General features: G+C 33.6%; 22 protein-coding genes and 1 pseudogene. 20 read left to right on the top strand and 3 right to left on the bottom strand.

The window, feature by feature from the left end; translation table 11 throughout:
* The first annotated feature begins 32 nt into the window (after positions 1-32).
* The 4 genes and pseudogenes from NPX36_RS10705 (at position 33) to NPX36_RS10690 (ending at position 4,831) form a co-directional block, all read left to right on the top strand.
* Positions 33-1,562, top strand: a complete 1,530-nt coding sequence (locus NPX36_RS10705) for an OmpP1/FadL family transporter (protein WP_257498692.1) — start codon at positions 33-35, stop codon at positions 1,560-1,562.
* A 131-nt stretch (positions 1,563-1,693) separates the two neighbouring features.
* Positions 1,694-2,489 (top strand): annotated as a pseudogene (locus NPX36_RS10700) (hypothetical protein).
* Positions 2,490-2,544: 55 nt separating this feature from the next.
* Positions 2,545-3,861, top strand: a complete 1,317-nt coding sequence (gene rimO, locus NPX36_RS10695; RefSeq protein ID WP_257498690.1) for a 30S ribosomal protein S12 methylthiotransferase RimO — start codon at positions 2,545-2,547, stop codon at positions 3,859-3,861.
* 52 nt (positions 3,862-3,913) lie between these two features.
* Entirely contained in the window at positions 3,914-4,831 is a 918-nt protein-coding gene (locus NPX36_RS10690) for an AEC family transporter (RefSeq protein ID WP_257498689.1), read from the top strand.
* A gap of 13 nt (positions 4,832-4,844) precedes the next feature.
* On the opposite strand, the gene NPX36_RS10685 is transcribed toward NPX36_RS10690, so the two are convergent.
* Entirely contained in the window at positions 4,845-5,912 is a 1,068-nt protein-coding gene (locus tag NPX36_RS10685) for a tyrosine-type recombinase/integrase (protein WP_257498688.1), read from the bottom strand.
* Between the two features lie 160 nt (positions 5,913-6,072).
* Between NPX36_RS10685 and NPX36_RS10680 the strand changes: the two genes are divergently transcribed.
* From NPX36_RS10680 to NPX36_RS10655, 6 genes are all read left to right on the top strand, one after another.
* Positions 6,073-6,798, top strand: coding sequence for a carboxypeptidase-like regulatory domain-containing protein (locus NPX36_RS10680; RefSeq protein WP_257498687.1), 726 nt, complete (start codon positions 6,073-6,075; stop codon positions 6,796-6,798).
* A gap of 238 nt (positions 6,799-7,036) precedes the next feature.
* Positions 7,037-7,912: a hypothetical protein gene (locus NPX36_RS10675; RefSeq protein ID WP_257498686.1), complete on the top strand. Its 876-nt coding sequence runs from the start codon at positions 7,037-7,039 to the stop codon at positions 7,910-7,912.
* A 223-nt stretch (positions 7,913-8,135) separates the two neighbouring features.
* Positions 8,136-8,657, top strand: a complete 522-nt coding sequence (locus NPX36_RS10670; RefSeq protein WP_257498685.1) for an SLATT domain-containing protein — start codon at positions 8,136-8,138, stop codon at positions 8,655-8,657.
* A 1-nt stretch (position 8,658) separates the two neighbouring features.
* A complete protein-coding gene (locus NPX36_RS10665; RefSeq protein ID WP_257498684.1) occupies positions 8,659-9,465 on the top strand; it encodes an SMODS domain-containing nucleotidyltransferase in 807 nt (268 codons plus the stop codon).
* Between the two features lie 177 nt (positions 9,466-9,642).
* On the top strand, positions 9,643-10,146 hold the full coding sequence (locus tag NPX36_RS10660) for a UpxY family transcription antiterminator (protein ID WP_257498680.1): 504 nt from the start codon (positions 9,643-9,645) through the stop codon (positions 10,144-10,146).
* A gap of 403 nt (positions 10,147-10,549) precedes the next feature.
* Positions 10,550-11,074, top strand: a complete 525-nt coding sequence (locus NPX36_RS10655) for a hypothetical protein (protein WP_257498679.1) — start codon at positions 10,550-10,552, stop codon at positions 11,072-11,074.
* Between the two features lie 180 nt (positions 11,075-11,254).
* Here NPX36_RS10655 and NPX36_RS10650 read toward each other — a convergent pair whose 3' ends face one another.
* On the bottom strand, positions 11,255-12,310 hold the full coding sequence (locus NPX36_RS10650) for an IS110 family RNA-guided transposase (RefSeq protein WP_257498668.1): 1,056 nt from the start codon (positions 12,308-12,310) through the stop codon (positions 11,255-11,257).
* A gap of 256 nt (positions 12,311-12,566) precedes the next feature.
* Here NPX36_RS10650 and NPX36_RS10645 point away from each other — a divergent pair, with 256 nt between their 5' ends.
* The 10 genes from NPX36_RS10645 (at position 12,567) to NPX36_RS10600 (ending at position 21,425) form a co-directional block, all read left to right on the top strand.
* The gene (locus NPX36_RS10645) at positions 12,567-13,346 is read left to right on the top strand and encodes a hypothetical protein (protein ID WP_257498678.1); all 780 of its coding nucleotides are present in this window, start codon (positions 12,567-12,569) and stop codon (positions 13,344-13,346) included.
* 218 nt (positions 13,347-13,564) lie between these two features.
* Positions 13,565-14,359 (top strand): cation transporter, encoded by a 795-nt coding sequence (locus tag NPX36_RS10640; protein WP_257498677.1) that lies wholly within the window; start codon positions 13,565-13,567, stop codon positions 14,357-14,359.
* A gap of 184 nt (positions 14,360-14,543) precedes the next feature.
* A complete protein-coding gene (locus tag NPX36_RS10635; RefSeq protein WP_257498676.1) occupies positions 14,544-15,215 on the top strand; it encodes a hypothetical protein in 672 nt (223 codons plus the stop codon).
* Entirely contained in the window at positions 15,202-15,468 is a 267-nt protein-coding gene (locus NPX36_RS10630) for a hypothetical protein (RefSeq protein WP_257498675.1), read from the top strand. The genes NPX36_RS10635 and NPX36_RS10630 overlap by 14 nt, the downstream gene beginning before the upstream one ends.
* 150 nt (positions 15,469-15,618) lie before the next feature.
* Entirely contained in the window at positions 15,619-16,281 is a 663-nt protein-coding gene (locus NPX36_RS10625) for a hypothetical protein (protein ID WP_257498674.1), read from the top strand.
* A 164-nt stretch (positions 16,282-16,445) separates the two neighbouring features.
* The gene (locus NPX36_RS10620; RefSeq protein ID WP_257498673.1) at positions 16,446-17,432 is read left to right on the top strand and encodes a hypothetical protein; all 987 of its coding nucleotides are present in this window, start codon (positions 16,446-16,448) and stop codon (positions 17,430-17,432) included.
* A 163-nt stretch (positions 17,433-17,595) separates the two neighbouring features.
* A complete protein-coding gene (locus NPX36_RS10615) occupies positions 17,596-18,222 on the top strand; it encodes a hypothetical protein (protein ID WP_257498672.1) in 627 nt (208 codons plus the stop codon).
* A 161-nt stretch (positions 18,223-18,383) separates the two neighbouring features.
* On the top strand, positions 18,384-19,028 hold the full coding sequence (locus tag NPX36_RS10610; RefSeq protein WP_257498671.1) for a hypothetical protein: 645 nt from the start codon (positions 18,384-18,386) through the stop codon (positions 19,026-19,028).
* Between the two features lie 316 nt (positions 19,029-19,344).
* Entirely contained in the window at positions 19,345-20,034 is a 690-nt protein-coding gene (locus NPX36_RS10605; protein WP_257498670.1) for a toll/interleukin-1 receptor domain-containing protein, read from the top strand.
* Positions 20,035-20,870: 836 nt separating this feature from the next.
* Complete coding sequence (locus tag NPX36_RS10600) at positions 20,871-21,425, top strand: SMI1/KNR4 family protein (RefSeq protein ID WP_257498669.1); 555 nt, start codon at positions 20,871-20,873, stop codon at positions 21,423-21,425.
* Positions 21,426-21,611: 186 nt separating this feature from the next.
* Here NPX36_RS10600 and NPX36_RS10595 read toward each other — a convergent pair whose 3' ends face one another.
* Positions 21,612-22,667 carry an IS110 family RNA-guided transposase gene (locus NPX36_RS10595; protein WP_257498668.1) on the bottom strand — a complete coding sequence of 352 codons (1,056 nt, stop codon included), beginning with the start codon at positions 22,665-22,667 and terminating at the stop codon, positions 21,612-21,614.
* Positions 22,668-22,694 lie beyond the last annotated feature (27 nt).

Raw genomic sequence — 22,694 nt, 5'->3', positions numbered from 1 at the left:
AATTTTTAAGAAATATAAAGACAAATAGCTCTATGAAAAAAATATATCTACCATTGCTTGCCATTTGTGGAATCATGCAAACGCAAGCACAAGAGTTTAATCCGAATGATGCGGTGCGAATTGGAACGCAACAAGTAAATGGTTCGGCTCGATACAATGCCATGGGTGGTGCTTTTGGTGCATTGGGTGGCGATATTTCTGCCATGCAAATAAACCCAGCAGGAACGGCTTTGTTCAATTACAATAATTTTAGTTTTACAGGCAATTTGCAGTTGCAAAACAGCACATCGATTTTTAACGGTAATTCGTCAAAAGCGAATGAAAGTGACTTGAATTTATCAAATTTTGGTGCTGTTTTTGTAATCGATTCTAAAAATCAAGAGAAAGCATTAAAAAAAGTATCTATTGGTTTGGGATATCATTCCAACGCACGATTTAACGACCGTACGTTTTCGAGCGGAATAACCAATCAATCGGTTACCAATTACTTTTTAGACCACGCCAACAACGGATTTAACGGCGGAAGCGTGCCTTTAGATTTGGTGCAAACAATGGAAAATGAATCGATTAGCGATTTGTATGATTACTTAAATACCATTCCCAATGGTTTTTCTGCTCAGCAAGCTATGCTGGCTTACCAAGGATATTTAATCAACGACACAGGTACGGGATATACCTTGAATGGTGCCGGAAGCAGTTTTTATCAAGAAAACGAAACTTTTACCACTGGTTTCAACAATCAACTAACGGCTAATGTGGCGTTTGATATCGACAAAAAACTATATGTAGGAGCCAATTTAAACCTTCATTTCATTGATTATCTTACTTCTTCTGCCATTTATGAAGAAAACCGTGCAGCTATTACCGATGGTTATAAAGAATTGTTGTTTAGAAATAACGTATATACTTACGGTTCGGGATTCTCTTTTAATGTAGGGGGAATTTACAAAGCAACCGAAGCATTTAGAATTGGAGCATCGTATCAATCACCTACTTGGATGCGTTTGCAAGACGAGTTTTCTCAGAGTTTGCAAACAAGTATTGCTACAGGAGGTAGTTTTCAGTTATACAATATAGATCCAGCCATTACAACACTTTACAACAAATATTCAGTGAAAAACCCAGGAGCGTTTACAGGAAGTTTGGCGTATGTGTTTGGAACAAAAGGTTTATTGAGCATGGATTACATCCGTAAAGATTACAGTACCATAGAATACAGTGCAGATGATGCCAACTATGATCTTACCAACGATTTCTACAGAAACAATTTACAAGCTACCAATGAATTTAGAATTGGTGGTGAGTATCGATTAGACCGTGTAAGTCTTCGTGCAGGATACCGCTTTGCAAGCAGCCCGTATAAAAACAAAACCATTATGGACGATTTAACAAGCTATAGTGGCGGTATTGGTTACAGTTTCGGAGCGTCGCGTATTGATTTGGGTTATCAGTTCTGGCAGCAAGATGCGCAGCAACGAATGATTAGCTCGGGTACCAATGGTTTGGCAAATATTCAATCTAAAAACCACAACATCAGCTTGAGCTATACCGCAAGTTTTTAAGCAAAATAGCATAAATAGACTAGTCCTTACCTTCCAAGTAAGGGCTTTTTTTGTGGTATCTTTGCAAAAAATATAATTCATAATGAAATCACTACAAAGACTGCTTATTTTAGGCGGTTTATCTTTTATTAATGTACATATTATTTGCACAAGAAGTTACTGCAAATCAGTACACTGCAAATAACAAAGGAAAAATATTTATTTACTGGGGAGCCAACCGCGGATATTATTCCTCATCAGACATCCATTTTCAGGGCGAAGATTACAACTTTACGGTGCTTAATGCAAAAGCGCACGACAAGCCCAAAGGTTGGCACATAGACTATATCAACCCAACGCGAATGACCATTCCCGAAACCAATTTTAGGATTGGCTATTACATTACCGATAAGTACAGTATTTCTGCCGGTTTTGATCACATGAAATATGTAATGACGCAAAATCAAGAAGCTGTAATAACCGGTTATTACCCGAATCAAGGTTCTTATGGCGAAGTGTTAGAAAACGGAAAAACGAAACTTACCGATGATTTTTTGCAGTTTGAACATACCGACGGATTAAATTATATAAATGCCGAAGTTGCTCGAACCGAAGATATATCGAAGTTTTTAGGCATACGCGCAACCGATAAAATACAGTTTAATGCAATTGCTGGCTTGGGTGCAGGTTTTTTGTATCCAAAAACCAATGCCAAACTTTTTGGAAGACCACGCTATGACCAATTTAAAATAGCGGGTTATGGAATATCGGCAAAAGGTGCCCTGAATCTTACTTTTTTTTAAACACTTTTTTGTGCAATACGAAACCAAAATAGGATATATTGATATTACAAAAGCGCCAATTTCAACCAAAGAAGGCGAATATGCATCGCATAATTTCACTTTTTTACAAAGCATTATCGTTGTAGGTGGTATTTTTAGATTGTAATTTAACGCATTTTTACCAATTAAAATCGTAATTTTGCACCCTGAATTTTAATTTTATGAGAACTAAATCTTTAAAGAAAAATAAAATCAACGTAGTGACCCTTGGATGTTCCAAAAACGTGTACGACAGCGAAGTGCTAATGGGGCAATTGAAAGCAAGTGGAAAAGACGTTACACACGAAGCTGCCAATAACGAGGCAAATATTGTGGTGATCAACACTTGTGGTTTTATTAATAATGCAAAAGAAGAATCTGTAAACACGATTTTAGATTATGTGGACAGAAAAGATCAAGGTTTGGTTGATAAAATTTTTGTAACCGGATGTTTATCTGAACGTTACAAACCCGATTTAGAAGCAGAAATTCCTGATGTGGATCAATATTTTGGGACGACCGATTTGCCCTTGCTGCTAAAAGCCTTAGGAGCTGATTACAAACACGAATTATTGGGCGAACGATTGACCACCACACCAAAAAATTATGCCTATTTAAAAATTTCAGAAGGATGCGATCGTCCGTGTTCATTTTGTGCAATTCCTTTAATGCGCGGTAAACATGCATCGCAACCCATTGAAAAATTGGTGAAAGAAGCCGAAAATTTGGCAAAAGACGGCGTTAAAGAGTTGATTTTAATCGCACAAGATTTAACGTATTACGGATTAGATCTTTACAAAAAACGCAATTTAGCAGAATTGCTTGAAAACTTGGTAAAAGTAGAAGGTATTGAATGGATTCGTTTGCATTATGCTTTCCCAACTGGTTTTCCAATGGATGTGTTGGATTTAATGAAACGCGAGCCAAAAATTTGTAATTATATCGATATTCCGTTGCAACACATTGCCGACAATGTTTTAAAATCAATGCGCCGTGGCACCACTTATGCAAAAACCACACAGCTTTTAAAAGATTTTAGAGCAGCCGTTCCCGGCATCACCATTCGCACCACTTTGATTGTGGGCTATCCGGGTGAAACCGAAGAAGATTTTGAAATCCTTAAAAATTGGGTACAAGAAATGCGTTTTGAACGTTTAGGATGTTTTACCTATTCACACGAAGAGAACACCCACGCTTATTTGTTAGAAGACGATGTGCCTGCCGATGTAAAACAAAACCGTGCCAATGAAATCATGGATATTCAGGCTCAAATTTCATGGGAATTGAATCAAGAAAAAATTGGAAAAACATTTCGCTGCATCATCGATCGAAAAGAAGGCAATAATTTTGTTGGAAGAACCGAATTCGATTCGCCCGATGTGGATAATGAAGTGTTGATAGATGCCACCAAACACTATTTAAAAGTAGGCGAATTTGCTACTATTGAAATTTATGATGCCTCCGAATTTGATTTATACGGCACACCGGTAACTAAATAAAAAATCAAACCGAAAGACTAAAAAACTTTCGGTTTTTTATTGATTATAAAATATGTCTAGTATTCTTTTACTATTTCTCTGCTTGTTTATTGGTATCGCCCTACAAAGAGTAAAAAATTTCCCTACAAACACCGCTACGGTGCTAAACCAGTATATTTTGTATGTGGCATTGCCCGCCATGGCTTTGCATTATTTACCCAAAATACAATTAAGCTGGGACTTGCTTTTGCCCGCATCGGTCGCTTGGATTGCCTTTGGATTATCGTTTGTATTGTTCCATTTTTTAGGATCGATTTATAAATGGTCAAAAAAGCTAACAGGCTGTTTAATCATTACATCTGGTTTGGGAAACACCTCATTTGTAGGCATTCCGATTATTCAGGCTTTATATGGCGATGAAGGTTTAAACACCTTAATCATTGTAGATCTTCCAGGTACATTTGTGGTACTTTCAACTGTGGGGGTGCTGGTAGCAACGCTGTATTCCAATCAAAAAAAAGCCGAGGCATCTATCCTAAAAAAAATGTTCACTTTTCCGCCTTTGTTGGCTTTTTTAATAGGTGTGTTATTAATTGTCTTTCAGATTGATTTTCCCGAAGTGTTGAGCACCACTTTTAAGCAATTGGCAGCCACTATATCTCCCGTAGCACTTATTTCGGTGGGTTATCAATTAAAATTTAAAACCTATGGTAAACATTTTAAGTTTCTATTGCTAGGACTTTTTTTCCAACTTGTTATATTGCCATTTGTAATACTCACCCTGTTTTATTTTGTGTTAGGAAGAACCGATCTGGCCACCAAAGTATGCATCATCGAAGCAGCCATGGCACCAATGATCACAGGCGCTATTTTGGCATCGACTTACGGACTAAAACCCGAATTAAGCAATATGATGGTGGGTTATGGCATACCGCTATCGTTTGTTACTATTGCCGGTTGGTATTTTATTGTTGCCCATTTGTTGGGGTGATTGATAAATGGTTTTATAGATCGTCTAACGGACTTTTGATTTTGCTTTTAGAAACGTCGGAAACATGGGTGTAAATCTGCGTGGTTTTGATGCTGTGGTGCCCCAAAAGTTCTTGAATAAAACGTAAATCAGCACCACTCTCCAATAAATGCGTAGCATAACTATGCCGAAGTCCATGGATACCAATCTCTTTATGAATACCAGCTTTCTTCATTGAACGTTTAAAAACTTTCTGCACACTTCCAATACTATATTGCCCTTTGTATTGCCCATTAAACAGCCAAATATTTGGTTTGTAAATTAAATAATATTCTCGCATTAGTGGTAAAACAGATTCCGGTAAAGTGACATAACGATCCTTTTTTCCTTTTGCCCCTTGGATGTGAACCTGCATCCGCTTACTGTCGATATCGTTGATTTTAATGTTCACGATTTCGCTCACTCGAAGCCCCATTCCATAACAAAGTTGAAGCATCAGCAAATGCTTTGGATTATCAACCTTTTCAAATATTTTTTTTATATCAGCCTTGCTTAGCATTTTTGGCAGTGTTTGTGGCATTTTAGGTCTTGGTATATCAAAAAACATTTTAGGCCTATGCAAAACTTGCTCAAAGTAAAACTTAATGGCATTAATTTTACCATTCATTTTACGCTCTTTCATGTGTAAATCATTTACACAATACAAAAAATATGCCTTCAGTCGATTGGGAGATAACTCATCAACGGAATGATTTTTTAAGAGAATCAGCAAGTGAGAAAATTCGTTGACATAAGTATTGATAGTATTTTGGCTATAAGATTTCAATTTTAACTGATCTATAAAATCCAATAAAGGTTTTTGGTTTATAGGTTTAAGAAGCGATAAATACTTATCTTCAATGCGATTGGCATCCATAGATAAAGCCATTCTTATGGAGGGAAAATCTGGTAAATACCATTTTTTATGTGATTGAGACCATTTAGCTGATGGAAAACGAGATTTTAGTTCATTTTTAAGATGTAGATTATATGGAAAGGATATCCAAATAACCGATTTATGGTTATGTTTTCCCGGCTGAAATTCATATTCACTTAAATTCATGTCTGTAAAATGTATATATCAAAAATAAAAATAAAATATCATATATAAAAAATGGACAGCATGTAAAATTATATCTATCTGAATTATGATGTATTAAATAAAAAAATCAATTTGTTAGAATAAAAAAATGTCCATATATTTGCGTGTTAGCTGTAACTTTATGAAAGCAACCTACAAACTAAATATCGAAAATCCTTGTAAAAAGAAGAGCTGGAATGAAATGAATATTTCGGACAGGTCAAGATTTTGTTCTTTATGCAATAAGAGCGTTTTTGATTTTATGAATTGGACAGACGAAGAAATTATTAACTTCCTAAATAAATCTGATGAAACGATTTGTGCAAGGCTCAGCTATGGACAAATAAATAGAATAATCTCCATAAAAGAAAAATCGAAAATAAATAAGTGGCAAAAAATTGTCGCAAGTATTGTAATAATATCTTCAACAAATATTTACGCAACAGAAACGAATGTTGAAATAATTAAACACTTTCAACAATTCAATTCAGAAACATATAAAAAGCAAATAGACAAACCAAACTTAATCGAAAACGACACTATAAAAAATAAAATTTCAGGAACATTAATCGAAGAAGATTCTAAAAATCCAATTCCTAATGTAATTGTTGAAATAAAAGGAACTGACATAAAAACAGAAACCGATTCGTTAGGACATTTTCACTTTTTGCTACCAAAGGATTATTTAAGAAAAGAAATTGTAATATTAGTAAATGCAGAATATGGTTTTGAAGGACAAACCGAAAGAACTATTTACAAAAATGAACTACCAATTTCAAATCTAATAATTGAAAAACCAGGCGTTCTAATTGGAGAAATCATTTATTACAAGCCGAAGAAATGGTGGCAATTTTGGAAAAAAAGATAAAAAAAGCTACAGCTAACAAGGTATTGCCAAAAGCGGGGCTGAAGTGCAAGGTTGAACATTTGTAATTCTATTCCGCAAAAACCATTTTTTATTTCCTCTTTTTTGTACATTAGCAAATAAAAAAATGGTTTTGCTAACAGCGGTAATAAATTGAGTTTTTGTGCTTCTAATTCCCCGCCTTCGGCAATACCCGATCCGTTAGGCAACATACGAAAAACATACTGCAAAAAATGAGAAAATGAGTTATTTAAGAAATATTATTCTCGAAGAAAAAGACAAATTACCAAAAGAAGTTTCTAAAACTGTTAATCAGTTTTACAACAAAATCAAAAGTGACAGCTATTATCCTGACAATAAAAATGTAATCAAGCTAAAACCTTTTTCAACGATAGAAGTAAACAATTTTTTATTAGATTGTTTAGCCGAATACGATAAGACTGAACGATTATACATTGAACATCACGATATTGTAGGATTAAGAGGTGTTTGGACTGTTTTATCTTTTTCCAAAGAAGAAAATACTTTGAAATATTTCGATGGCTTAATTGACAAATACATATCGGGAAAACCTTTCTATTTACATTTTTTGTTCGAGCTTTTTGGGTATTCTGATGTTCAAAACCCACTATACGACAAAATCAAAAAATATTATGATAGAATTTTTGATAATCTACCAGCCTATCAGCTACTAAAAAATATTGGTGTTGAGCCTCAAAATAAATATGACTGGTCAATATCTTTTAAACTTACAACAGATGGCGAATGGTTTACTCCCAATAATTTGTCAGACGAGCAAAAAGAGAAAAGATTTTCATTTGATATGAGATTAGGGCAACCACAGACAATGGGAGATACTTATAATATCGACATCCAAAATGATTTATCTCAAAAGCGTAAGAGAATAACTTTTTCTGAAAGTCGCATCCTTGAAATCAATGTTGATAAAACAGTTTTTAAAAACCCGGATTTATTAAATCTAAATGAGTTTATCAACAAAGTTGAACAATATTTTGAAATTAAATTCAATTTTGAAAAAATCGCAAATTTATCAGTGAGCAAAGGTATTAAGAAACAGCAAGTAGAAAAATGGATAAAAAATGAGTTTAAAAATTAATGTACGTTGCCTAACAATGGCTATAAGTAATGCGGGTTTAAGTGCTAAATCAAAGTTTGGGACATCCATTCCGCCAAAGCTAAGCTTTGACGTTTTCGGAAAAAAGAAAGATAAAACGCAAAGCGTAGCTTTGGCTACCATCCGTGTCAAACTGAAAAGTTTCGGCTTCGAGAACCCGCACTACTCATAGCCCAAACCGTTGTATGCCATTTGAACAAAGCCAATGAAAAATACTAAAGACAAAATAAAAAGAATTAAAGTTGACTCTCTTTACGGAAAGAAAAAACATTTTAATGCGGCTGACAGAAAAGAAAAGCAACACTATTGGATAGGAATTCCATTAATTGTAATTAATGTTCTGACTGGCTCTGTTTTGTTTTACGTTTTAACAGATGGTGTTACAAATTGGATAAAATTTATACCATTAGTTTTAGCACTTATTGCAGCTCTTTTAAGCGGATTTCAGACTTTTTTAAATCTTCAAAAGAAAGTTGAAGGACACAGAAGAGTTGGGAATAAATATTTAGCTATTATGAAAAGATGCGATAGACTTCAAGCGTATATTGAAGATGATGCAATAAAGGACAAACATTTGATTGAAAGTGTTGAAGAAATTGCAAACGAAATAGAGGTCATAAATAAAGAAGCGGAATCGTTTCCTACAAGTAAATCAGATTATGAACTTGCCAAAAAAGGAATTGAATCTGGAGAAGAATCATATACTGAAAGCGAATTAGAATTATAATATGGCAAGTTCAATAGATACATATTTAAGAAGCTTATCCTACTCTTTTTACTTAAAAAAGGATTCAGCTGAAATTACAAGAATAAATACTTCAAAAGACAATCTTTTGGCAAACCTTGATAAGGAGTTAGGTATTCTTATCAAAAGAAGGTTTGTTTTTGGGTCGTATGACAGAGATACTATTCTTCCTCGTTCAATTGATAGCAAATCCGACATTGACATAATGGTTGTATTCAACCATACGGAATATGAAAGAACACCTGAAACGTATAGAGGCTGGTTAAAAAATTTCGGTGATAAATATTACAAAGATAGATATGGTTCAGAAGTAGTGAGGTCATTTCCTACTGTAACTATTAGACTTGGAAATATTCATTATGACCTTGTTCCAGCAAAAGAAGAGAGTACTTATTGGTCTTCGACATTGTATATCCCTGGTGACTATGGTTGGCAAACAACCGACCCAAATGATGTTAAGTCAAAACTTACCGAAGTAAATACGAAATATAATTCAGTCGTTCGGCCAATTATACGTCTTATGAAAGCGTGGAATTGCACAAATGGGTATCCGTATGATTCATATAAATTAGAGCTTTTTATCACTGGATTGAATTTTTATGGAGATAATGTAGAAAAAGGATTTTTCTATGCTGTTGGACAATTATCAACTGAATGGAACGATTCTCAAACAAAAAAGGATAAAGTAACAAGTTTAAAATACAATATTGGAAAGGTAAAAGAATGTTTGGAAAATTATGATGTAGATGGTGCGAAGAGATGGTTACATAGAGTTTTACCTTATGGATAATAAAAAAAACGGCATACAACAATGGCTATAAGTAATTGCTTGTTCTCGCCTACTTCTGAAAATCCTCGCGGATTTTCAGTTTGGTGTGTGCTTGCAAAATTAAGTGATAAACCACGCAACTACTCATAGCCGAGACCGTTGTAGGCAATTTTAACCGAACAGACGACTGACAAACAAATGAGCGAAAAAAAATGGTACATTTTACGAACAAATCCAAAAGCCGAAAAAAAAGTCGCTCTGCGGTTGACAACTCTTGGAATTGAGAATTATTTGCCTCTTCGCAAACAAATTAAATCGTGGAGTGACCGAAAAAAATTAGTGAGCGAAGTGCTTTTTAAGAGTTTTGTTTTTGTGTATCTGACTGAAAAAGAACGACAAAACGTTTTCGAAGTTCCTGGAATTGTGCGCTATTTGTATTTCGCAGGAAAAATTGCAACTTTGAGTGAAAAAGAAATTGAACATATTAAATATTTTTGTAGTTTAGACGACATAAAAATTGATGAAAATTATGAGAAAGGCGACCAAGTAGAAGTGATAAATGGACAATTGATTGGACTAAAAGGAGAATTAATCTGTTCGACAAGCGGAAATAGACTGAAAATTTACATTCCTGTTTTGGATTGTTTTGCCAACATTACCATCAGCAAAACAGAAGTGAGAAAAATACAAGTTGCAGTTTAGTTTTCGTAAAGACATTTTGAAAAATTGTTTGTCAGTTCATTATTGTTACTGACGACGGCGAAGCGCTGACTACACTCACGTAAAACATCGAAAAATGACGCTAAAACGGTAAAAAATCAAAAAAATAAACAACAAAAAATAAAAAAACTGCCTACAACATAGTATTGCCAAAATGCGGGGCTGAATGGTATCTGTAGAAACTTTTGAGCTAATTCAAGATTAAGTTTCCTATTCACATTTAGTCTTAAAATTCCCCGCACTTCGGGCAATACTCAATCGTTGTAGGCAATGCTAGAAAAAACGACACCGAATGAAACAATTAACGATTTTATTTTTTTTGATATTTTTAATCAGTTGTAACCCAAAAGCACAGACACAAAATAATAGTAAGTCAAATGTGAATATGGAAAAGTCTGATAGTATTTATGGAGAAAAACTTATTGACAATGACTTCCTAAAATATGCTGACAATTCAAAAATTGACAGTTTAAAAGCACAACTCATTAGCAACTTTTACATTTATAATGACGATAATCTCAAAATAGCTCATATTGATGCAGAAGAACTTGCCGAATTTAGTTTTGACTTTTTCCTTCCGCAAATAAATAAAATATTGGAAAAAAGAAATGTGAGTTTGACCGTAAAATCGGCAGATGATTATGAAAAAACAAATGACATAATAATCAACGGGGAAAAATTAAATCTTTACACGAAAAAAGAACTTGATAATCAAACATTTTGGGACACAGCACCAAGAAACTTTTTTAAGAAAGTGAATGAAATACTTAACAACAAAAAAATAGACGAACAATTTTATTTACTTTACGGTGGTAATGATTTACATACAATGCTTTTAACAGACAAACAGTTTTTAATCATTTCAGAATATTATAAAGACAACGAAAAAGAAAAACCATACAAACCGTAAAAACACTGCCTACAACAAGGGTTTTGCGTCAGGCGGGCTGAAGTGCAAAATTCAAGTTTTGTACTTCTATTGAAATTTGTATTTTAGCTGAACGTTTCGGCTTCGAAATCCCGCCCGAACGCAAAGATTCTGTGTTAAAAACCTAATGTTTTTTTTATAATTTTGTAAAAATTAAAGCGACTACAAGTTAGCTTCTATAGGGTGGAAATCTATTTGAGTTTTCGCCCTATTTTCTTCAAAGTTGACTTCGTAGAATGTTTTGGTTTTATATAAAATATACGTTAATTCTAATAATTTTCTCTGCACAGCTACTAACCCCTTCATTTTAACTCCTGTTTTGTTTACTATGCGTTGATACAATTCACGGTGCTCCTGATTGAATTTTACTGCCGTCATTGATGGAAAATGAAGTGTTTTGCGTAAATTCCTGTTGCCCTTTTTGCTGATTCTTGCCTTGCCTTTTACCGATGTGCCTGATTGCTTTTCCCTAATATCCAACCCGGCATAACTGGTTAACTGTTTTTTGTTTCTTATCAGTTCAAAACCATTGGTTTCTGCTAAAATTGCAATGGCTGTGGCTTTTCCCACGCCTGGTATGCTACTCATATATTGTATTGCTTCGCTAGCTTCTTGGCTGTTTTCTACCTCTTTCAACATATCGGTGTTGATTTCTTTTTCTTGTTTTTCCAGCAATGAAATTCTTGCTTTCAATCGTTTGATTGTTCGTATATTGGGCATAGCTTCTGCCTTTTCTGCATGAAGCTGGTTCATACAAACCACGCGCTCGCTGATTACTTGGTTTTTCTCCCTGCTCAACTGCTGAAGCTCTTTGTAAACCTTATTTGACGGTTGCCACTCTTCTAATTTTCTGCTTAATCCAAATTGTGCAATGGCGATGGAGCAACTTTTATCGGTAATGGTTTTAATGTCTAAAGTACGCATGAAATTGCTGATTTTAGTAGGCAATACAATCACTACTTTCTCTCCTTTATCATAAAGAAAGTAAGCAAAACGCTCGTGATAAACCCCTGTTGACTCCATCACAAAAACAACTTCTACGTCTTTAGATTTCGTTTTATCGACCCATTGTAATAGCGATTTAAAACCTTTTTCGTTATTACAGAAAACCTGATAATTTTTCGTTTCTATTGTTAAATCTTCATGGAGGGTTCCTAAAGCTACAACCAGCTCATCTTGTGCAACATCAACTCCCAAAACTTGTTTTAATATCTTCATACGTTGTAAATTTTATTAAAGCAAAATCTTCCTTCGTTTTGTCTCCTAATTGTTATTCAAGATGTTTATAAAACTCTTTACATTCTGTTCAAACTCTAAAAGAAGTAAAGGAATGAGGATGGTTCTTTGCGAGAATATATCTTTTAGATTATTAAGCCCCGAATGTTCTCTCATTCCTTTTGCTTTTTATTTGCAAATTTATTACTTTGCAAACATAGGAGCCCCAAAACGTTAGCAACAATTTAATCAAACTCCCATGAAGAAATTATTTGTATTAATTTTATTAATTAGCTCAATCAATGTTTTTTCGCAGAAAAATATTTTTGACACTTTGACAATTGATAGCACTACAAAAATTATTGGTAGATATCCGCAATATGATAAAACCAAAACTTATAAAAAATATAACTTTATCATTGAGGATTCTATAGAAATCACAAAATTTATACAGAATATTAAACTCGGTGAAGAAATTCCAAATTCTTCCGAAAGACCAGCTTTCAGAATTACTGTTGTTAAAAATTTTAAAGAAGAAGGAACTTGGACAATTAACCCTACTCAGAAAAGTGTAATGACACATGATGGTCACACTTATAAGTTTGACTTAAATCAGATTACGAATTTGAATGAAAAATATCCTTTTGGCTATTACTATGAAGAAGTAATCTTTAAAAGTCCTGAGGAATATCAAAAATATTTAACAATACAGAAAAACAATCCGAATTTCCTTTTTGATTATGCACCAAATTTTAAATATGAGGGAAGTTTTGAAATTGAATTTAAAAAATCAAATAAGTTTTCAAGTCCAAAAGCAATTAGTGAGTTTCTATATCCATACATTGATAAAATTGTTGAGAAAGATAAATATCGAGTTACTTATACTCTTAACGAAAAAAATATGAGAAATAATGGAAAATCTTATACGATGACTATTACAGGACCAAAGTGTATATACGAGAAATTAAAAATAAAAAAACATAAAAATGAAAACTGGCAACCTACTATTGAAGATGGTTGGTTCTTTTATAGAAAATAATCAAACTGTTGCTAACAAGGGCTATAAGTAATGCGGGCTTATGGGAAAAATCCGAAGGTTTGTACATAAAAGTCGCTCGCATTTTTTTATATTTGAGAAAATTTAAAAATAAAAAAACGCTCGCTTGGACTAGTGCTTAACCGAAAGTTTCGGCTTCAAAACCCCGCACTACTCATAGCCGAGCCGTTGTGGTTAATGTAAAAAACCAACGAAATTGAATGAACAAAACGATATTTGAGATTACCAAAATGGATTGTCCTTCAGAGGAAAATCTAATCCGAATGAAATTAGACGGAATCTCAAGCATTGTGAATTTGGACTTTGACATTCCCAACCGAAAACTGACCGTTTTTCACAGCGGAGAAACTGACCAAATCGAAAAGTCTGTCCTCGAACTGAATTTAGGCGGAAAGAAAATATCGACCGAACAAACCGACCAAACTGAATTTAATGAAAACTCAAACCAGAAAAAACTACTCTGGTCTGTACTCGGAATAAATTTCGCATTTTTCCTAATCGAAATGACTACTGGAATAATCTCAAAATCAATGGGATTAGTTGCCGATAGTTTGGATATGCTTGCCGACAGTTTCGTTTACGGAATTAGTTTGTTTGCGGTTGGCGGAACTCTAACAAGAAAAAAACGGATTGCAAAACTTGCTGGTTATTTTCAAATAACACTTGCGATTATCGGATTTGTGGAAGTTTTAAGGAGATTTTTCGGAGACGAGAAACTTCCCGATTTTTCAACAATGATTATCGTTTCGATTTTTGCACTTATTGCAAACGGAATTTGTCTTTACATTTTACAAAAGTCAAAGAGCAAAGAAGAAGCTCATATGAAAGCAAGTATGATTTTCACCTCGAATGACGTGATTATCAATTTGGGAGTGATTATCGCAGGAATTTTAGTAAATTGGTTAAGTTCAAATAAACCTGATTTGATTATCGGGACAATCGTTTTTGTTTTGGTAATTCAAGGAGCATTTAGAATATTAAAATTGAGTAAATGAATAAAAAAACACTAACCACAACAATGGCTATAAGTAATTGCTTGTTCTCGCCTACTTCTGAACCCCGAAGCGTCGGGGCTTGCGGATTTTCAGCTTGGTGTGTGCTTGCAAAGTTAAGTGATAACCCACGCAACTACTCATAGCCGATAACGTTATCTGCTATTTTATCAAAAAAACGTTATAAATGAGAATATTTACTAAAGAAGAATTAATCGGACAATGGAGTAATGAAATTTTTAGAGTTACGTTACAAGAAAATGATAAAATTGAATTTTTAAACTTTGACATTACTAATGAGTTAATGTTTGGTGACTATATAATTTTTGATAATTTTTTAATCTTAAAATATAATTTTAACAAACATTCTTTTTCAAAAACATTCAAAATTATTGACTTAAAATTCAATTTAAAATTATTAGATTACTCTGACAACGTTGGAAAAGAGATAGAATTGAAAAGAACATATTATGAAAAAGGACTACTCAAACAAATTAATTTTAATGAATTTGATGGAACAATTGAAGAAATAAAAAAAGAACTAAATATAAATACTTTTCATTTTAATACAGCTAAAGATAAAAGAGGAAATGATACTAACTTTTTTAGACATTGGGATAATGAAAATAGAATAGCAGTAGTAATTAAGAAAGATTTTTTAAATGAATTAAAAAAGGATAACGATATTTTTTTAACTGCTGAAAAATCTATTCGCATTGGACAATTAGGTTATTATTACAACATATTATTAAAAAAATATGATGATTATGAATATGGTAAATCACCTTTTGATTTGAGAAGTGTATATGATGACTATTATTATAATAACATTCATAACGATTATTATGGCTTTGACTGAAAATGAATATCAGAAACTTATTGACGAAATTGACGTTGAGTTAGATAAAAAATATAGAAACGAAAAATACGAAGTAGAAAAGTATCAAAATTTATATAACTCAAGTTTAGAAAAATATTCAAAAAATTGCTTAATATGTGTAGAACTTGAAAATCAAAATTTACCATATGACTGTTTATCAAAACCTGTTTATTGTGTAAAAAATAATTATGATTTTGAAATAATAATAAAATATGAAGAACTAACAGAATAAAAAAAACAGCAGATAACAAGGGTTTTATGCAAGTGGGGCTGAAGGAATTTTAATGAACATTTGTACCTGTTTGAACATTTGGAATTTTAATCAACTTAATTGCTAACTTGCCCCACCTACATAAAGCCCAGAACCGTTAGCAGTAACCGTATGAGAAACGTAGTATACATATTGATATTTGGAATTCTGATATTTCTAATTTCTTGTAAACAAAACGACAAGAAAAATGAAATGTATAATGAAAACAGAGAATTAGTTCCGAATCCAGAAGGACAAATAATGGATAAAGTAACTGTGGCTGACAATGAAATAAAATGCAACTTTGACAAATTACTTAATGATCCTAAAACGCCAAAATTAGCACAGGAGTTGTTCAACAACACAGCTAAATATTCAGAAGAGCCTCTTTTATATTTTGGTAAATTAAAAGACAAGGACAAAGCAACAAGAGAATTTTATTTCAGAGTATTGACTAACTCATACAAAATTTCTGATGGAGCATATTCTGAAGGTCTTGGAAATCTTGGAAAAGAGTTTATTGAAGATAATCCAAAAGATTTCGCTTTATTCTTTGACAATAAAGTTTGTTTTAACGAAACTGACTTGAAAGTTTGGGCAAAAATTGTGTTACTTGAATTTGAAATTATTGACGAAAATATAGAAACTGGAAAAGGAAAACCATTAGTAAATGGATATTGTAAAAAATTAATTAAGGATAGCGAAAATTATTCTGAAAGTCAAAAGACTACGATTAAAAAATTCTGTAACTTTTTACAAAATGAATGGGGGGACTTTTTAAAGCATATAGACTGATAAAAACGGCTACTGCTAACAAGGGTTTTGCGTCAGGCGGGGTGACGTATAAACTTGAAGCTTTGTGCTTCTAATGAACTTTAGTAATAAATTGAAGCTTTGTGCTCCGAAACCCGCCCGAACGCAAAGCCCTAAACCGTTATGTGGCATTTAAAAAAACGACAATGAAGATAAATCTCATCATACTTTTTTCACTTTTGACTTTGTTGTCCTGTCAATCACAGACTACGAATAATAAGGAAATTGAAATATCTTCAACTAATTCAGCCAACTTTCAAGTTAGCTTCGACACTCTAAATATTTCGATTGACGGATACCTAAGAAAAGTTGTTCTGTTTCAAGACAATTTTTACGGGATGTTTGAGACAGGCAGAAAGAACACATCACAGAGATTTAAGAAAATGATAGTGTTCAGTCAAAATGGAGATTTCGTTGAAGACGTTTTCGTCCCACAAGAAGTTCAAGGAATGCCACACTATGACCTGATAGTGCAAAATGACAGCTTATACGTGAAAGAATCCCAATTTGAAGAAATAAATCTACTGTTGGGTAAATATGTAGCTGACTTTAAACTGACCGAAACAAGAAAATTAAAATTTTACCAAGACGAACAGTATGACATTTATGCAACTTGCAATGGCGAATGGGGCGGTACAATTTATTTCAAAGACAAGAAAACCAACGAAAGTTTTGAAGCTTCTTCAACTTGTCCAGTGGTCATTAACAAAATTGATGGGGAATATTACGTAACTAACTATATGGGACATATGATGGGGTTTGCAAGTGTTTTGAAAATCAAAGACCCGTCAAAACTTGAAAAATCTGACTTAAAATTCGACCGACACGAAGGAAGCCGCTTTGAAAAAGGTGTTGAAACGTTGCTAGATACAATGGACTTTTATATACCGACTTCATTTGTTGCCGACAAGCAACTTTTTCACCTTTACTCTGACGAAAATGGAACATACATAGGACAAATCGAAAATGGGAAAATAAAACCAATTCACAAATTTGACTTTATTTTTCACGCTCATTTCAATCAACATCTTGACAATGGAAAACAATTGTTGACTTGCAGTTTTAAAGACAGTGAAAAAAGCGGAATACTAATAATTGACGGGAATAGGTTTCAATTTTATCGACAGAAATGAAGAAAAAACGCCACATAACAGCGTGTATAAGAAATAGCGGGTTCAGTGCTAAATCAAAGGTCAGTGCTTTTAATGAAAGTCAATGCCGAACTGAAAGTGAAGTACTTTTTTATCCGCTACTTCTCATACACGCAAACCGTTACCACCAATTAAAACCAATCAAGTGAAATTCTATTGTAAAAAGTGCAAAAACGAAATAAACGAGCTGAATTTACCAGAAGAGCAGAAATTTGAAGTTATTGGATTGGTAAAACAAGACTTCAAACTATTTGCTATCAAAAAGCTAATGGATGAATTTAAAGTCAGTCACAAAGAAGCGAAAATAATTGTGACACATTTAAATCCAGAATATGGAAAATGTCATCGATGTGATTTTGACGAACTGAAAAAACAAAACGCTGAATGTCCGAAATGTGGAGCCTTTAACTATAATCTTGATGAACCGATTTTTAACAATGATTTTTGCACACATTTGGAATGGAAACTTCATTTTGAAAATTTAGGAATCGAAAGCGTAAAAAGATTTTGGTGCGATGGAGTTGACCCAATTCCTTTTGACTTAAAATCATTATCAAAAGAGAATATAAAGAAAAACAAGTCTATTTTGACTCGTGCTTGGATTGGAGAAGACGGACAAGGAGTTTATGAAATGGAAATAAAACTCGGAAAAAAAGCTGTTGAGAATTATATAAACGGATTGAGTTTAATTGACTGTATTCCTGAAAAGGAAAATAAGGATTGGATTAAAATTAAACCTGAATTGAATAAGATTCAGGTGGAACTGATATAAAAATAACTGGTGGTAACAATGTATATAAAAAATAGGCGAAATAGTAGTAAACTCAAGGGTTTTGGCTCGTATCTAACTTTGTGCTTTACCGAAAGTTTAGTGTTTCGAAATCGCCTACTTTTCATATACTAACCGTTGTACGTAATGTTAAAACAAATCTCGTGAAAATTATACTCGTAATATTATTGTCTGTTTTTAGTTTTGCTAAGGTATTTGCAACTGCACAATATCCTGACAGAATCGTATTTAATAACAAAGAATATTCTTTACTCACAAATCCACTTGAAAAATATTTTGAAAAGAATGAAGATAAACGACCTAAAGGTGGTGTAATGTCAACAGCTTTATGGAGAGGCTATGTTGCAACATTCGAAATAATTGAAAATCAACTTTACGTAAAAGACATAAAAATTCAAATTTGGAATGAAAAATCCGATGATACAGAATGGAAAAGTGTGATAAATGAAGTCTTTCCGAAAACTGAAGATCGGAAAATTGATTGGTTCAATGGTCTACTTACTTTACCATATGGAGAATTAATTAATTATGTTCATATGGGATATGGTTCAACTTATGAAAATTATATAATAATTGAAATTGAAAAAGGTAAATATATAAAGTCCAAAGATTTAAACTTCAAGGAGTATGAGAATCTTAAAGAAAAACAATTTGAAGCTTACAAAAAGTCTAACGAATATCTTGAACGTAAAAAAGAACTAAAAAAAGATGGTTGGAAACAAAAAGATATAGATGGATTTTTAAGAAGTTTCGTTACTGAATACACCGAAAAATTACTAATTGAATAAAAACACTACGTACAACATCGGTTTGGCGAAATGGCGGGTTAAGTCATAATACGAAGTTTCGTCATTTTTATCCACAACAGCTTTTTATATTTCCTTTTTTAGTAATTTAGTAAAAATAAAAAGCTGTTGCTAACATCAGTGGAAAGTTTGAAGTTTAGGCTTCCAAATCCGCCACTATCGCCAAGCCGTAGCTCGTTGCCAGTAATTTGAACACATCGACCGAAAAATGAACTAAGAAAAAATAATAAGAGAAGAAGCAAGAGAATTTTATGAAAATAGTTCTCTTTCAAATCCAAATAAAGATTCATCTGATAAATTGAGTGATTTAAAATATCGATTATCGGACTTCTACTCGCCTGAATTTAAGGCGATTTTTTTGGACGAAATTAAAAATACTGTAACCGAAGAATTAAAAGAACATAGAGACAGGTCTCACGGAGGAAAACCGAGTTCGACTTGTCAATACGAAATTTCGGCTGAAAGATTAATTTTTTATCTCAACCAAGAATTAGGAACTTTACCAAAAGTTGTGCATCAGAAATACGAAATTCTAGACAAGAGCATTCGAGAAAAAGTATTTGTTAGTTATAGCCACTTTGATAAAGAATATTTAAGTGACATTCAAAGACACTTTAAGCCATTTAAAAGTCAAATCGACTTTTGGGATGATTCGAGAATACAGCCTGGACAAAAGTGGAAAGACGAAATCCGAAATGCTATTTTGGAAACCAAAGTTGCTATTCTTTTGGTTAGTACAGATTTCTTGGGTTCTGATTTTATTTCTTCAGACGAACTTCCACCTTTATTAGAAGCTGCCGAAAAAGAAGGTGCCGTAATTTTAATTGTAATTTTAAAACCTTGTCTATTTGAGGAATTTGACGATTTAAATCAATTTCAAGCAATGAATCCACCGAACAGACCTGTAAGTAAAATGGATGAAAATGAAAAAGAGGAATTATTTGTAAATCTCGTAAGACAAACTAGAAAAGTACTGAATGAAAAATAAAAAACTACTGGCAATCGAGTAGACTGCCCTGCCAGAAACTGACAGGGAGAGCCTCTCACACCACCGTACGTACGGTTCTCGTATACGGCGGTTCGTAAATCATCAATCAAAAGCTCTTTACACCTTTTGAGCTATCCATAATTTACTTTAAGACTAGGCTAAGCTAACTTTCCTAGTCGAATTTCTTGGAGATTTACGTTCAGTCCTTCCTTGTTTGTGAGGCCTATGCGGTATCTATTCGCAACTCGTTACTTTCAAGTACTATGACCTCTGCTGACTTCTTGGCTTGATTAACTCGTAATTGCCAAGACCTCCCCTGGTAAATGCTTTTTCCTTCCGTCTATCGCCGGTACATCTACATAACAATAATCTGATTTAATAGCATGTTCAGAACACTGTTTTGGACTTCGTATTGCTGTGGATACTCATCCTTATTGTTATGCCTCTTATGTACTTTCTGTTCGTCGGTACAGACTTTTGCAGTCCTGCTTCCTTCAGTGCATACCTCACGATAAACCACCTTGCAGCTTGCTAACGATTCGGGGTTCAATCCGCTCGTAAGGGACTCACACCCTCTGGAAAAATAACACCCCGAAAACTTGGTTCTTAAAACTAAATTTGTATTTTTGAACTATTTGAAAAGCTTTCGGGGTGTGTCCTGCATATGCAGGGCACACACAAGGGTTTTGCGATAGTGGGGCGAAAGTGCAAAGTTCAACGCTAGTTCTTCGGTTCAACTTTTGTGCAAAATTGAAAATTTGTGCTTCGATTGCCCCACCATCGCAAAGCCCCGAAACGTTGGCAGTAATGCTACAAACCGAAACACAGACGAAACAATGGAAGAAATAATTCAAAAATTAGACAAATATTTATCTACACTAAGACCTGAATATTATTCGGAACTTAACGAACCTTTGGACGACTCTCAATTAGACAAATTAGAAGAATATTATAAAATTGAAATACCAAAGGATTTACGAACATTATACAAATGGAAAAACGGACAAAAACCAAATTGTTATGAAGCTTTTGTAAATAATTCTTGTTTTATTCCTTTACACCAAGCACTTTATGACGCTTCTGAACTTACGCCAATGATTGGATTTGACTTCGAAATCGAAAATTGGTGGAACGAAAACTGGATACCAATTTTTCAAAATGGAGGTGGCGACAGTATTTGCTTTGACCTAAAAGGAATTTTTACTGAACAAAAAGGACAGTTAATAGAGTTTTGGCACGCTGACAATGACCGAAATGTTGTTGCACCGACCCTCGAAGCATTTTTCAGTAAAATCATTAATTTTTATGAAACCAAAGAGAAGGAGGAATTTGATGAATACTTTGAAGTTGAAGAAATTGAAAACTATCCAAAGAAATTCATTTTAGAGTAACCCGAAAAAGCACTACTGCCAACAAGGGTTTTGCGATAGTGGGGCGAAACTGCAAAGTTCAACGGTTGTTCTTCGGTTCAACTTTTGGGTAAAATTGAAGATTTGTGTTTCGATTGCCCCACCATCGCAAAGATTCTGTGTTAAAAACCTAATGTTTTTTTTATAATTTTGTAAAAATTAAAGCGACTACAAGTTAGCTTCTATAGGGTGGAAATCTATTTGAGTTTTCGCCCTATTTTCTTCAAAGTTGACTTCGTAGAATGTTTTGGTTTTATATAAAATATACGTTAATTCTAATAATTTTCTCTGCACAGCTACTAACCCCTTCATTTTAACTCCTGTTTTGTTTACTATGCGTTGATACAATTCACGGTGCTCCTGATTGAATTTTACTGCCGTCATTGATGGAAAATGAAGTGTTTTGCGTAAATTCCTGTTGCCCTTTTTGCTGATTCTTGCCTTGCCTTTTACCGATGTGCCTGATTGCTTTTCCCTAATATCCAACCCGGCATAACTGGTTAACTGTTTTTTGTTTCTTATCAGTTCAAAACCATTGGTTTCTGCTAAAATTGCAATGGCTGTGGCTTTTCCCACGCCTGGTATGCTACTCATATATTGTATTGCTTCGCTAGCTTCTTGGCTGTTTTCTACCTCTTTCAACATATCGGTGTTGATTTCTTTTTCTTGTTTTTCCAGCAATGAAATTCTTGCTTTCAATCGTTTGATTGTTCGTATATTGGGCATAGCTTCTGCCTTTTCTGCATGAAGCTGGTTCATACAAACCACGCGCTCGCTGATTACTTGGTTTTTCTCCCTGCTCAACTGCTGAAGCTCTTTGTAAACCTTATTTGACGGTTGCCACTCTTCTAATTTTCTGCTTAATCCAAATTGTGCAATGGCGATGGAGCAACTTTTATCGGTAATGGTTTTAATGTCTAAAGTACGCATGAAATTGCTGATTTTAGTAGGCAATACAATCACTACTTTCTCTCCTTTATCATAAAGAAAGTAAGCAAAACGCTCGTGATAAACCCCTGTTGACTCCATCACAAAAACAACTTCTACGTCTTTAGATTTCGTTTTATCGACCCATTGTAATAGCGATTTAAAACCTTTTTCGTTATTACAGAAAACCTGATAATTTTTCGTTTCTATTGTTAAATCTTCATGGAGGGTTCCTAAAGCTACAACCAGCTCATCTTGTGCAACATCAACTCCCAAAACTTGTTTTAATATCTTCATACGTTGTAAATTTTATTAAAGCAAAAT

Origin of the sequence: Paenimyroides aestuarii (assembly GCF_024628805.1) — a bacterium.
In the GTDB taxonomy this organism is placed as follows: Bacteria; Bacteroidota; Bacteroidia; order Flavobacteriales; family Flavobacteriaceae; genus Flavobacterium; species Flavobacterium aestuarii_A.
Note: the sequence above shows the minus strand (reverse complement) of the source record. Positions and strands in the feature narration are given on the sequence as shown.

Excerpts from the sequence above, each read along its gene's own strand:
- NPX36_RS10705 (WP_257498692.1), top strand. The coding sequence starts at position 33 with ATGAAAAAAATATATCTACCATTGCTTGCCATTTGTGGAATCATGCAA.
- rimO (WP_257498690.1), top strand. The coding sequence starts at position 2,545 with ATGAGAACTAAATCTTTAAAGAAAAATAAAATCAACGTAGTGACCCTT.
- NPX36_RS10690 (WP_257498689.1), top strand. The coding sequence starts at position 3,914 with ATGTCTAGTATTCTTTTACTATTTCTCTGCTTGTTTATTGGTATCGCC.
- NPX36_RS10685 (WP_257498688.1), bottom strand. The coding sequence starts at position 5,912 with ATGAATTTAAGTGAATATGAATTTCAGCCGGGAAAACATAACCATAAA.
- NPX36_RS10680 (WP_257498687.1), top strand. The coding sequence starts at position 6,073 with ATGAAAGCAACCTACAAACTAAATATCGAAAATCCTTGTAAAAAGAAG.
- NPX36_RS10675 (WP_257498686.1), top strand. The coding sequence starts at position 7,037 with ATGAGTTATTTAAGAAATATTATTCTCGAAGAAAAAGACAAATTACCA.
- NPX36_RS10670 (WP_257498685.1), top strand. The coding sequence starts at position 8,136 with ATGAAAAATACTAAAGACAAAATAAAAAGAATTAAAGTTGACTCTCTT.
- NPX36_RS10665 (WP_257498684.1), top strand. The coding sequence starts at position 8,659 with ATGGCAAGTTCAATAGATACATATTTAAGAAGCTTATCCTACTCTTTT.
- NPX36_RS10660 (WP_257498680.1), top strand. The coding sequence starts at position 9,643 with ATGAGCGAAAAAAAATGGTACATTTTACGAACAAATCCAAAAGCCGAA.
- NPX36_RS10655 (WP_257498679.1), top strand. The coding sequence starts at position 10,550 with ATGGAAAAGTCTGATAGTATTTATGGAGAAAAACTTATTGACAATGAC.
- NPX36_RS10650 (WP_257498668.1), bottom strand. The coding sequence starts at position 12,310 with ATGAAGATATTAAAACAAGTTTTGGGAGTTGATGTTGCACAAGATGAG.
- NPX36_RS10645 (WP_257498678.1), top strand. The coding sequence starts at position 12,567 with ATGAAGAAATTATTTGTATTAATTTTATTAATTAGCTCAATCAATGTT.
- NPX36_RS10640 (WP_257498677.1), top strand. The coding sequence starts at position 13,565 with ATGAACAAAACGATATTTGAGATTACCAAAATGGATTGTCCTTCAGAG.
- NPX36_RS10635 (WP_257498676.1), top strand. The coding sequence starts at position 14,544 with ATGAGAATATTTACTAAAGAAGAATTAATCGGACAATGGAGTAATGAA.
- NPX36_RS10630 (WP_257498675.1), top strand. The coding sequence starts at position 15,202 with ATGGCTTTGACTGAAAATGAATATCAGAAACTTATTGACGAAATTGAC.
- NPX36_RS10625 (WP_257498674.1), top strand. The coding sequence starts at position 15,619 with ATGAGAAACGTAGTATACATATTGATATTTGGAATTCTGATATTTCTA.
- NPX36_RS10620 (WP_257498673.1), top strand. The coding sequence starts at position 16,446 with ATGAAGATAAATCTCATCATACTTTTTTCACTTTTGACTTTGTTGTCC.
- NPX36_RS10600 (WP_257498669.1), top strand. The coding sequence starts at position 20,871 with ATGGAAGAAATAATTCAAAAATTAGACAAATATTTATCTACACTAAGA.
- NPX36_RS10595 (WP_257498668.1), bottom strand. The coding sequence starts at position 22,667 with ATGAAGATATTAAAACAAGTTTTGGGAGTTGATGTTGCACAAGATGAG.